Source organism: Pseudomonas sp. HP_12 (assembly GCF_055283955.1).
In genome coordinates, this window is the sequence record NZ_JBTOQG010000015.1 from 17,749 (window position 1) to 30,156 (window position 12,408).

Annotated in this window: 8 protein-coding genes; 4 read left to right on the forward strand and 4 right to left on the reverse strand. The window is 62.3% G+C overall.

Annotation, left to right across the window (positions count from 1 at the left end):
• Positions 1–78 precede the first annotated feature (78 nt).
• Together ACYASU_RS12920 and ACYASU_RS12925 are read right to left on the reverse strand one after the other, a co-directional pair.
• Entirely contained in the window at positions 79–1,008 is a 930-nt protein-coding gene (locus tag ACYASU_RS12920; RefSeq protein ID WP_463583033.1) for an NAD-dependent epimerase/dehydratase family protein, read from the reverse strand.
• Positions 1,001–1,885, reverse strand: a complete 885-nt coding sequence (locus tag ACYASU_RS12925; RefSeq protein ID WP_122536834.1) for a sugar nucleotide-binding protein — start codon at positions 1,883–1,885, stop codon at positions 1,001–1,003. The genes ACYASU_RS12920 and ACYASU_RS12925 overlap by 8 nt, the downstream gene beginning before the upstream one ends.
• A 202-nt stretch (positions 1,886–2,087) precedes the next feature.
• Here ACYASU_RS12925 and ACYASU_RS12930 point away from each other — a divergent pair, with 202 nt between their 5' ends.
• Positions 2,088–6,401, forward strand: coding sequence for a DEAD/DEAH box helicase (locus tag ACYASU_RS12930; RefSeq protein WP_463583034.1), 4,314 nt, complete (start codon positions 2,088–2,090; stop codon positions 6,399–6,401).
• 3 nt (positions 6,402–6,404) lie between these two features.
• On the opposite strand, the gene ACYASU_RS12935 is transcribed toward ACYASU_RS12930, so the two are convergent.
• Entirely contained in the window at positions 6,405–8,558 is a 2,154-nt protein-coding gene (locus tag ACYASU_RS12935; RefSeq protein WP_463583035.1) for a mechanosensitive ion channel family protein, read from the reverse strand.
• A 20-nt stretch (positions 8,559–8,578) separates the two neighbouring features.
• Complete coding sequence (locus ACYASU_RS12940; protein ID WP_463583036.1) at positions 8,579–8,779, reverse strand: hypothetical protein; 201 nt, start codon at positions 8,777–8,779, stop codon at positions 8,579–8,581.
• Between ACYASU_RS12940 and ACYASU_RS12945 the strand changes: the two genes are divergently transcribed.
• Genes ACYASU_RS12945 through ACYASU_RS12955 form a run of 3 tightly spaced genes read left to right on the forward strand, consistent with a single transcriptional unit; the run spans position 8,778 to position 12,297 of the window.
• The gene (locus tag ACYASU_RS12945; protein WP_463583037.1) at positions 8,778–11,132 is read left to right on the forward strand and encodes an FdhF/YdeP family oxidoreductase; all 2,355 of its coding nucleotides are present in this window, start codon (positions 8,778–8,780) and stop codon (positions 11,130–11,132) included. The two genes, ACYASU_RS12940 and ACYASU_RS12945, sit on opposite strands and share 2 nt — an antisense overlap.
• Before the next feature lie 57 nt (positions 11,133–11,189).
• Positions 11,190–11,768, forward strand: a complete 579-nt coding sequence (locus ACYASU_RS12950) for a TetR/AcrR family transcriptional regulator (RefSeq protein WP_463583038.1) — start codon at positions 11,190–11,192, stop codon at positions 11,766–11,768.
• A 49-nt stretch (positions 11,769–11,817) separates the two neighbouring features.
• Positions 11,818–12,297 (forward strand): nuclear transport factor 2 family protein, encoded by a 480-nt coding sequence (locus tag ACYASU_RS12955; protein WP_282370165.1) that lies wholly within the window; start codon positions 11,818–11,820, stop codon positions 12,295–12,297.
• The last annotated feature ends 111 nt before the right edge of the window (positions 12,298–12,408 follow it).

The window sequence follows — 12,408 nt, forward strand, 5'->3', positions numbered from 1 at the left end:
TTGAAGTTCGAAGCGCTTGCGCCCGAACCAGCAGGCACAAAAAAGGCACCTCCTCGGTGCCTTTTTGCTGCGCAGGTTTCAGCGCCCCAGCAGCCGCGCCAGCCCGACTTTCAGCGGCGTCGGCTCGGGCACCTTAAAGCGCTCAAGCAGACGCTGATTGCTGGCACGTGAATGCTTGATGTCACCCGAGCGTGCGGGCAAGTAGCTCACCGGCGGCAGATCTCCCACCACCTCGGCAAGGGCGCCCAGCAGCTCATTCAGCGAAGTCGTCGCGTTCAGCCCGACATTGACTGCGCCCTCTGCCACCGTCGGCATCTCGATGCCCTGCACCACGAGGTCAACCAGGTCCTCGACGTAGAAGAAGTCCCGGGTCTGCTCGCCGTCGCCGAAGACCGCAATCGGCAGGCCGTTTACCGCCCGCTCCGCGAAGATGCTGATCACGCCCGAGTACGGCGAAGAAGGGTCCTGACGCGGGCCGAAGATGTTGAAGAAGCGGAACACGACAGGCTCGAAACCGTGCTGGCGGCGATAGAAATCGAAGTAGTGCTCACCGGCCAGTTTGTCCGACGCGTAGGGGGTCAGCGGCGCTTTGGGCGTGTCTTCGGTGATGGCCTCGCCCTCACCGTTGTTGCCGTAAACCGCAGCGCTTGAAGCAAATACTACGCGCTTGATGCCGGCCTGACGCATCGCTTCACAGACATTCAGCGTGCCGATGAAATTGCTCTGGTGCGTCTTCACCGGATCGTCCACCGAGGCCTGCACCGACGCGACGGCAGCCAGGTGCGCCACGGCCTGACAACCCACCGCCGCCCGGGCCACCAGCGCGGCATCGGCGACATCACCTTCGATCAACTCGACACGGGGGTTGTCCAGCGGCAAGTTGGCGCGTTTACCAGTGGAGAGATCGTCGAGAATGCGTACGGCGTAGCCCTTGGCGAGCAGCGCGTTGGTCAGGTGCGAACCGATGAAACCGGCGCCGCCGGTGATGAGGACAGGAGCATCAGACATGGCGGTAGTAGCGGTCCAGTAGGTTGGGCAAACCAGCACGCCAGGCGCGTGGCTTGATACCGAAAGTGTGGAGAATTTTCTTGCAGGCGAGCACGGCGTTCTGCGGCTCTTCGCTGGCGTCCGGACGTGCGGCGTGGGCCTGGGCGGTCGGCGTTTCGATTGCCAGCGGACGCAGCAGACGGGCTTCGGTCAACACGGCCTGACCGAACGCCAGTGGCGTGGTCGCTTCGTGCCCGGCGTAGTGGTAAGTGCCCCACAGCGGCGCGGCGCAATCGAGCTGTTTGAGCACCGAAATGATGACCCTTGCGGCGTCATCGACCGGGGTCGGATTGCCACGACGGTCGTCTGCCAGCAGCAATTCACCGGGAGATTCGGCGCGGCTGAGAAAGCGCCCGAGCACGCCTTCGGCGCTGTCGTCGAGCAGCCAGCCGAAACGCAGCAGCACATGTTGCGGGCAGGTGGCGCGCACGCTTTGCTCGATGCGCCACAAGGCCTGACCACGGGAACCCAGCGGCACGGGCTCGTCTTTTTCGCTGTAAGCCGTCGCCCGCGAACCGTCGAACACGCGGTAGCTGGAGGGTTGGACGAGGACGATATTGTGGTGCTGGCACAGTTCAGCGAGACGCTCGACGGAGCGTTCCTGATTATCCAGCCTGTCAGCGCTCACCCGCTCCGCCTGAAACCAGTCGAAGTAGTAAGCGAGATTGATCAAGGCATCCGGGCGGGTGTCATCGAGCAGTTGCGTCAGGCTTGCCGCGTCCCAACCGTCTTGGGGTGGACGCGGCGCGAGGAAACCAATGTTCTCCTCGGCACCTAGACGAATCAACGCCTGCCCGAGGGCATTCCCGCCGCCCAACAGCATAAGGCGCATTCGCATAGAGTCAGCAGGCTCAGTCTTCAGGTCGATTAAAAATAGGTGAAAAACGTCCGCAAACATAACACGTCATCGGGCAAGTCCCAACAACGGCGGGCATGCGCGCGTGCGGCGCCCTGAAACGCGTCTCCGATCACTCGCCCTTGTGTCTTCCCCTGAGCATCTGACCCTTGCATCTACCCGCCGGCGCCCGCATTAATCGCGCATGAACCTTCTCCAGACGCCCGACCCGGTGCTCGACGCCTTTCATCCGGCGGTCAGCGCGTGGTTTCGCTCCACGTTCCCGGCCATTACTGCGGCCCAGGCCCAGGCGTGGCCGCTGATGAAGGGCCGCCAGTCCACGTTGATCGCCGCGCCCACCGGTTCCGGTAAAACCCTGACGGCGTTTCTGGCAGTCATCGATGATCTGGTGCATCAAGGGCTGGAGCACGGCGGCGAGCTGCCGAATGAGACCTTCGTGGTCTACGTCTCGCCTCTGAAAGCGCTGTCCAACGACATCCAGATCAACCTGCAGAATCCGTTGGCGGGCATCACCGATCAATTGGTTCAGCAAGGCCTGCCTGGGCTGCGCATCACCACCGCCGTGCGCACCGGTGACACGCCGCAGAAAGAACGTACGGCCATGCGCAAAACCGCGCCGAACATCTTGGTCACGACGCCGGAGTCGCTGTACGTGCTGCTGGGCTCCGACTCCGGTCGGCGCATGTTGTCGAGCACGCAGACCGTCATCGTCGATGAAATTCATGCGATCGCGGCCGGCAAGCGTGGCAGCCATCTCGCCCTGACGCTGGAGCGTTTGCAGGCGCTGTGTGCAAAACCGCTGCTGCGCATCGGGCTGTCGGCGACGCAGAAACCCATCGAGCGCGTATCACGTTTTCTGGTCGGCAGCGATCCGGTCAGTCGCCCTTGCGCCATCGTTGACATCGGCCACGCGCGTCCTCGGGATCTGGCCATCGAAGTGCCGCCGGTTGCCTTGAGCGCCGTGATGTCCAGTGACGTCTGGCAACTGGTCTATGACCGGCTCGCGGTGCTGGCGCGCGAACACCGCACCACTCTCATTTTCGTCAACACCCGGCGACTCGCTGAGCGCATGGCGCGGCATCTGAGTGAGCGACTGGGCAAAGAGGCGGTCGCCGCCCACCACGGCAGCATGGCAAAAGAGCAACGACTCGACGCCGAGCAGCGCCTCAAGCGCGGTGACCTGCAGGTATTGATCGCCACGGCCTCGCTGGAGCTGGGCATTGATATCGGTGACGTCGATCTGGTTTGCCAGATCAGTTCGCCCCGATCCATCGCTTCCTTCTTGCAGCGGGTCGGTCGTTCCGGGCACCACGTAGGCGGGACGCCCAAGGGACGGTTGTTTGCTGTTTCCCGGGATGATCTGATCGAGTGCGCGGCGCTGCTGGATTGCGTGCGTCGCGGCGAGCTCGACACACTGGTCATTCCCGAGGCGCCGCTGGATGTGCTGGCGCAGCAGATCATTGCCGAGGTCAGCTGTCAGGAATGGCAGGAGCAGGATCTGCTGGCGCTGTTCCGCAAGGCTTCGCCTTACGCCGAAGTCGACGAAACCCATTATCAGGCGCTGCTCAGCATGCTCGCCGAGGGTTACAGCGGGCGTCAGGGCGTGCGCGCGGCGTACCTGCATCGCGACGCGGTAACCCGCACGTTACGCGGTCGGCGCGGCAGCAAACTCACGGCGGTCACCAGTGGCGGCACGATTCCGGACAACGCCGATTACAGCGTGGTCCTCGAACCTCAGGCGCTGAACATCGGCACCGTCAACGAAGACTTCGCCGTGGAAAGCGCGGCGGGTGACATCTTCCAGCTGGGCAACACGTCCTACCGGATTCTGCGGATCGAGTCCGGCCGCGTGCGGGTCGAGGACGCCCACGGCATGCCGCCAAACATTCCGTTCTGGATGGGTGAGGCGCCGGGGCGCAGCGATGAACTGTCTTTCGCCGTCGCACGTTTGCAGGCCGACATCGATGAGCAGCTCAGCGCCCATCCCGGCAACCTTCTGGCCTGCACGGACTGGCTGATGAAAAGCCTGGGCCTGGACCTCGCGAGCGCCGAGCAGATCATTGAATACCTCGCCCGCGCGCACTCGGCCCTGGGTGCGCTGCCGTCACAGGACACGCTGGTCATTGAGCGCTTTTTCGATCAATCCGGCGGCACGCAACTGGTGATTCATTCCCCGTTTGGCAGCCGGGTCAATCGCGCGTGGGGCCTGGCGCTGCGCAAGCGCTTCTGCCGCACCTTCAACTTCGAGCTGCAAGCCGCCGCCAGCGAGGACGCCATCGTGCTGTCGCTGTCCACGGCGCACAGTTTTGCGCTCGATGAAGTCTGGCGTTATCTCAACTCCGCCACTGCCGAGCATTTACTGATTCAGGCAGTGCTGGATGCGCCGCTGTTCGGCGTGCGCTGGCGCTGGAACGCCGGTGTGGCACTGGCCCTGCCGCGTTACACCGGCGGGCGAAAAGTGGCGCCGCAACTGCAGCGCATCAAGAGCGATGACCTGATCGCCACGGTATTTCCGGACCAAATCGCCTGCTTGGAAAATCTGGTGGGCGAGCGGGAGGTCCCGGAGCATCCGCTGATCGAACAGACCCTGGACGACTGCCTGCACGAAGCCATGGACGCCGAAGGCTGGCTGAAACTGCTGCGGCGCATGGAAAACGGCGAGGTGCGCCTGGTCAGTCGCGATCTGCCCGCGCCCTCTCCGCTCGCAGCGGAAATTCTCAACGCCAAGCCGTATGCGTTTCTCGACAACGCGCCGCTGGAAGAACGTCGCACCCAGGCGGTGCTCAATCGGCGCTGGAGCGACCCGGAATCCACCGACGATCTCGGCGCGCTGGATGTCGATGCGATCAAAGCGGTGGCTGATGAAGCCTGGCCGCAGCCGCAAAATGTGGATGAGATGCACGAGACGCTGATGACCCTGGGCTGCATCACCGGCGTTGAGGCCCGCGAGCACGGCGACTGGATGAAATGGCTGGAGAGCCTGGCCCGCTCAGGCCGGGGCACGCGCTTGCAGGTCACCCCGGAGCAGGCGCTGTGGATTCCGCTGGAGCGGCTGACCTGTTTGCAGGCGATCTATCCCGCCGCCGAAATGCACCCGCCCTTGGCGGCATTGGCCGGGTTCGATGAAACGTGGAGCGAGGAGGAAGCGCGCGTAGAAATCGTCCGTGCGCGGCTTGGCGGTTTCGGCCCGCTGACGGTTCCCGCCATTGCCGAGCCGTTGGCGCTGACGCACAGCGAAGTCGCACAGGCGCTGGTCCAGCTGGAGAACGAAGGTTATGTGCTGCGCGGCCAGTTCAACCCTGACGCCCGCGAGGAGCAATGGTGCGAGCGGCATCTGCTGTCGCGTATCCACCGGTATACGGTCAAACGCCTGCGCCGGGAAATCGAGCCGGTGTCGCTGCAGGACTTCACCCTCTTTCTGTTCGATTGGCAGCATCTGTCCGCCACGACCCAGAGTCAGGGCAAAGCCGCGCTGCCGGAAGTCGTCGCGCAACTGGAGGGTTTTTCGTCAGCCGCAGGCGCGTGGGACAGTGATCTGCTTCCGGCACGCTTGAAAGACTATTCATCGATCTGGCTGGATGATCTGTGTCGGTCCGGCAAGGTGGTGTGGATGCGCCTGACCAGTCGTAACAAGGTCGGCAGTGCTGCGTTGCGCAGTACGCCGATTGTGCTGCTGCCGCGACCGCAGGTTCGCCTGTGGACCGGGCTGACCGAACAGCCGGCGCCGACCGAGTTATCACTGCGCGCGCAGAAGGCTCATGAAGTGTTGTCGAGCCAGGGCGCGATGTTTTTCGATGAGCTGACCTCCGAAGCTCATTTGCTGCGGGCTGAACTGGAAACGGCGCTGCAGGAATTGGTGGGCGCCGGGCTGGTCAATGCCGACAGCTTCGCCGGGCTGCGCGCGCTGATCACGCCGGCAAGCAAACGCGCCAGCCACACCAGTCGACGTAATCGCGGCGCGTTCATTGGCGGCATGGACGATGCCGGGCGCTGGGCGTTGTTGCGTCGCGCGCCGGCGAAGGAAGAAGGCGCGTCGCAAAGGATCGACAGCGACACGCTGGAGCATGTCGCCATGACCTTGCTGCGTCGATACGGCGTGGTGTTCTGGCGCCTGTTGGAGCGCGAGGCGGACTGGCTGCCGACGTGGCGCGAGTTGCTGCGCACGTTCCATCGGCTTGAAGCTCGCGGAGAGATTCGCGGCGGGCGCTTCGTTGCCGGCCTGGCCGGTGAGCAATTCGCGTTACCCGAAGCCATCCCGTTATTGCGCGAAGTCCGCAACCGCCCGCTGGACGGCAGCTTGATTGCCGTCAGCGGAGTCGACCCGCTCAACCTCGCCGGGACGCTGCTGCCCGGCGCGAAAGTCCCGGCGATTGTCGGCAACAAACTGGTTTACCGCGACGGCATTCCCATCGCCGCCATCATCGCCGGCAAGCCGCAGTACTGGGGCGAGGTGGATGAGGCGCTGATGTTGCAGGTGCGTGATCGGCTGTTCCGGTAGATCTCAAGCCGGGCTTTCGGACCCGTCCTTGTTCACCACCGATGTCTTGCCGGGCAGCGCTTGTTGCTCTGCACCTTCTTCCCCCTCAGGTGCCTGACGATTGTGCGGGCTCATTACCAGTTGTGGATAAGTTTGCGCGAAGCGCACCTCAGCTGACTTATCCACAAGCCGCTTGAGCCGGTCGTTGAATGCACGGCTCACCGCGTACTGCCCACCCGAAGAGGTGCGGAACTGCGCCGTGATGACAATGCCGTTCATGTCCATGCGGTCCAGCCCGAACACCTCCAGCGGCCCCTGCAGTTTGCTCGCCAGCAGCAAATCGTCGCTGATCGACTGGCCCGCTTCACGAATCAGCGAGGTCGCCGCGTCAACGTCCGTGTCGTAAGTGAACTGGAACGAGAAGAACGCGTAGGCAAACTGGCGCGACTGGTTGGTGACGGCCTTGATCTGGCCGAATGGCACCGAGTGCACGAAGCCCTTGCCGTCGCGCAGACGCAGGGTGCGGATGGTCAGGCTCTCGACTGTGCCGGCGTGGCCCGAATCCAGCACCACCCAGTCGCCGATGGAGATGGTGTCCTCGATGATGATGAACAGCCCGGTAATGACGTCCTGCACCAACTGCTGCGAACCGAAACCGATCGCCAGCCCGACAACCCCGGCACCGGCCAGCAGTGGCGCGACGTTGATGCCCAGATTGGCCATGGTCGTGATGGTGCAGATGACCACCAGGATGATCTTCATCGCGTTGCGTAACAGCGGCAGGATGGTCTTCACCCGCGTGCTCGGCTGACGCGCGGAACGTCCATTGGCCGGAGGCTTCAGGGCTTCCTGAATGGCTGTATCCATCACCACCCACAGCAGCCAGGTCACCAGCAGAATCAGACCGATGCTGCTCAGCGAATCGCTGATCACTTTGCCCAGCGCATTGCGTTGGGCGAATTCAAACAGCGAGAAACCCCAGATCCGGCCCAGCAACTCGATGAAGCCAATCGCCAGCGCAATACGCATGACTGCGTGCAACAGGCTCAGCAAACGCTCCTTGTAAACACTGTCGGTCCGCGCCTCGGTGGGCTTGAACACGTGCTGGAACAAGGTGCTGAGAAACACCGCGCCGATCAACAGGACCGTCGTCAGCAACGCGCAACGCAAGGCTTCCTGGCTGCCTTCGCCGGCGCCGATCAGATTCACCGCCGAGACCAGAATCATCAGCAGGATCGGCAAGTGCCACAGGCTGGAGAAAATCTTCAGCGTCTGTTGCACCGCGGGCCGCGCCAGCCGGGCGCCGAGGGAACGGTTGCGGATCAGATGCGCAATCGGCCGACGCATGCGGATGACGACCATGCCAAACATGACCGACGCCATCAGCCCGGTAAACGCGGCGATGCTGGTGGTCACGTTACCGCCGAACAGCCGGGCAATCTGCGGACTGGTCAGCGCGTCGCTCAACGCCGCGAGAAAGCCGATGATGAACAACGGGTGCGGCGCGTAGTGACGAATGATGCGCACCGCCGGCCGTTTGTGGCCCGAATTGAACAGCACGATCAGCGACAACAGCACGGATGTGGAGAAAATCCCGCTGCTGGTCGAGTACGCCAGACACAGCGCCAGCGCGCGCCCCACCGAGGTCGGCATGAAGTGACTGACGTAGAGCGTCAGCGGCAGGCAGATCAGCGCCGGCACCATGTAAGGCAACACATAGCCCAGCACGCCGACCACGCGATCGCGGCGGATCAAAAACCGATGCCGTGATAGCCGCGTGACAAGAAACGCGCCGATGCGGTTGAGCAGCAGGAACGCCCCCGCCCACACCAGGGACAGCATCACGAAGTCGCCGGCGATCCGCCACGCCGAACGCGACTGCGGCTTGTTGACCAGCGCGTCGATTTCGTCAGCGGCTCGGTCGGCGCGCAGGCGCCAGGAGTCGAGCAAGTGGCCATCTACATCGAGCTTGTCTTGCACGCTGTCGATGCTGGAACTGATGGCGCCGAGCAATCCGCCTTTTACCAGAATCTCCGCTTTGGCAGGGTCCTCGGGCGCCGGATCAGCAGGTGCGGCAGCCGGAGCAGTGGTAGCGGCAGGGGCGTCGGCGGCTTGAACATTGACGCTGCAAACGCTTAACAGCAGGCACAGCAACAGAAAGGGTTTGAAATTCGGCAAAACGCGAGTCACTCCTTCGGTTAGGGAACCGTGGAAAAATAGGCCTTCTGGAACTGATCGAATTTCATCCGGCAAGTTCGTTTCCCAGGCGCAATCGTCATGTTGGCCGTTGACGGTCCGCCCGCCAGCAAATGTAACGAACCTTTACCGAGCCGCTTCGTCGTAGCCTTAACGAGGGCGACTGTCTCCAGTGCGCCCGCTCCGCCGAGGATCAACCCCATGTCGCTCATCCATCCCAAAGCTCATTTCCGTCCCTACACGTCTGCCGCCGGCGGCTGGGGCTCGGCAAAGTCGGTGATGGAGATTCTCTGGCGCGAGCAGGCGCCGATTCGAGCCGGGCTGCCGCTGATCAAGCAAAACAAACCGGGCGGATTCGCCTGCGTCAGCTGCGCGTGGGCCAAGCCCGGCAAACCCCACAGCCTGGAGTTCTGCGAAAACGGCGCGAAGGCCACGGCCTGGGAGCTGACGTCGCGCAAGACCGACCCGGCCTTTTTCGCCCGTCACACGCTCACCGAACTGCGCCAGTGGCCCGATTACGACCTGGAGCAACAGGGCCGCCTCACGCACCCCATGCGGTACAACGCTGCGACCGATCGCTACCAGGAAACCACGTGGGAGGAAGCCTACCGTGACATCGGCGCGCAGCTGAAAAGCATGACGCCCGACAGCGTGGTTTTTTACGCGTCGGGCCGGGCCTCGCTGGAAACATCGTTCATGTACCAGCTCATCGCCCGCGCCTACGGCAACAACAATCTGCCCGACAGCTCGAACATGTGCCACGAGAGCACCTCGGTGGGCTTGCAGGAAAGTATCGGGGTACCTGTAGGAACGGTGACGCTGGATGACTTCGAGCACACCGACTGCATCCTGTTTTTCGGCCAGAACGTAGGCAGCAACAGCCCACGGATGCTGCATCAACTGCGTGAAGCCCGGCAGCGTGACGTGCCGATCATCACGTTCAACCCGATCCGCGAGCGCGGCCTCGAGCGCTTCGTCAATCCGCAGTCCCCGGTGGAAATGCTCGGGCCGAAGTCGACGGTCATCAGCACCCAATACCATCAATTGGCGATCGGTGGCGACACGGCGGTTGTGCTAGGCATCGCCAAGTCGCTGTTTGAAATGGATGAAGCGGCGCTGGCAAAGGGTCAGCCCGGGATTATCGATCAGGCGTTTATCGCCCAGCACACTGAAGGGTTCGCCGAGTTCTGCAACTGCGTGCTCGAAACACCGTGGGAAACCATCGAGCGTCAGGCAGGACTCAGCCGTAGCGCGCTGGAGGCAGTGGCGACGGTGTACGCCAGACACGAGCGCGTGATGCTGGTGTACGGCATGGGCATCACCCAACACCGGCGCGGGGTGACCAACGTGCAAATGCTGGTGAATTTGCTCCTGCTGCGCGGCAACATCGGCAAGCGCGGCGCCGGGATTTGCCCGGTGCGAGGTCACTCCAATGTGCAGGGGCAGCGCACGGTTGGCATTACCGAAGACCCGCAAAAAATTCCTGTGGATAAGATTGAGGCGCTGTATGGCTTCTCGGTCCCGTCGAAAAAAGGCTTGAACACCGTTGAGACCTGCGAAGGACTGCTGGACGGGAGCGTGCGCGGATTCATCGGGCTCGGCGGCAATTTTCTGCGGGCGATCCCGGACACGTCCCGCATGGAGCCGGCCTGGAACACGTTGGACCTGAACGTCCAGATCGCGACCAAGCTGAACCGCACACATCTGGTTCCGGGGAAAAATGCGTGGATCCTGCCCTGCCTCGGGCGCATCGAAAAGGATGTGCAAAATGGCGTCGAGCAGGTCTATACCACTGAAGACAGCACCGGCTGCGTGCGGGCCTGGCAGGGTAATAGCGAACCGGCCAGCGCCCATCTCCGCGCCGAAATCGCCATCCTCGCAGGCATCGCCGAGGCAACGTTACCTGGGACCACTCAAATCGATTGGGACGCCTGGCGCCGCGATTACGCGCTGATTCGTCACGGCATCGCTCAGGTCTACCCCGAGATTTTCCACGACATGGAAACCCGCATGTGGGAAACCGGCGGTTTTCATCGCCCTATTGCCGCAGCGAAGCGTGAATGGAAAACCGAGAGCGGTCGCGCAATGTTCATTACGCCCGAGCTGCTTGAAGAAAACGATGACGTGTACCCGAACCATACTCGCCGCGACGTGCTGCAACTGATGACGCTGCGCAGCAACGACCAGTTCAACACCACGATCTACGGCTACGAAGATCGCTTCCGTGGCGTCAGCGGCACCCGCGCGGTCATCTTCATGAACCGCAACGATGTCCTGCGAATGGGCTTCAAACCGGGGGACTGGGTCAACGTCACCACCGCCATCGAGCCCCAGGTCACGCGTTCGGTAGGGCCTCTGCAGATCATCGCTTACGACATCCCCGAAAACTGCTGCGCAGCGTACTACCCTGAGTGCAACCCACTCGTTCCGTTGTGGCACCACGCTGAACGCAGCAAGGTGCCTGCGGCCAAATCCATCCCCGTGACACTGGCCAAGGCCTCACCCAGCGCAGCCGATTTGAAACGTGCGCTGCCGGACTCCGATCAGGTGCGTTGAGTCTGTTTTTGAATGAGTGGCTTGACGCGGGAGAACGTACGTTCTACCTTCTGCGTCATGAATACATCAACGAACCTCACCCGCGAGAAAATCCTCGCGACTGCCGAGCAACTCATTTATCAGAACGGCATCCAGGCCACCGGCATGGACCTTCTGGTGAAGACGTCGGGCGTCGCGAGGAAAAGCATCTATCGCTATTTCGCCACCAAAGACGATGTGGCCGCCGCTGCACTCAACGCCCGCGACGTGCGCTGGATGGACTGGTTCCGGACTGAGTCCGACAAGGCTGACACCCCTGAAGCGCGCATCCTGAATATGTTTGACGTGCTCAAAGGCTGGTTCGAGTCCGAAGGCTTTCGCGGCTGCGCGTTCATCAATACGGCAGGTGAAGTGGGCGACCCGCAAGACCCCATCCGTCTGATCGCCAAACTGCACAAACAGAAGCTGCTTGATTACACGCTGGAGCTCTGCGAGCAGATTGGGATTGCCGATCCGCAAGCCTTGGCCAAGCAGTTACTCATCCTCATGGAAGGCGCGATCACCGTCACCCGCGTCATGGGTGACTACAGCGCTGCAGAAAGCGCCAAGGCGGTTGCGCAGTTGCTGCTTGAGCAGCGCCTGCGCTCCAGTTCCTAGCCTCAAACGTCCCACCCACCGCCGAATCATCACTGCCTGGAGGTCCACCATGTCGTCCAATGCCCAAACTCGCCCGCCACTTCCCCCATTCACCCGCGAATCCGCCATCGAGAAGGTTCGCCTGGCTGAAGATGGCTGGAACAGCCGTGACGCCGAAAAGGTTTCCCTGGCCTACACACTCGACACCAAGTGGCGCAACCGCGCCGATTTCGCCGAGAACCGTGAAGAGGCGAAAAATTTCCTGATCCGCAAGTGGAACAAGGAGCTCGACTACCGCCTGATCAAAGAACTCTGGGCGTTCACCGATAACCGCATCGCGGTGCGTTACGCGTACGAATGGCACGACGACTCAGGCAATTGGTTCCGCTCGTATGGCAACGAGAATTGGGAATTCAATGAAGACGGCTTGATGGCGCGGCGATTCGCTTGCATCAATGACATGCCGATCAAAGAAGCGGATCGCAAGTTTCACTGGCCGCTGGGCCGTCGTCCTGACGATCATCCCGGGTTGTCGGATCTGGGTTTGTAATCCTCGAACGCGACCCAAAACAAAGCCCCCGACAGCTGAGCTGTGCGGGGGCTTTTGTTTGCAGCGTTATTGCGTTTGGGTAACGCGCTACTTAGAACGGTTATTAACACC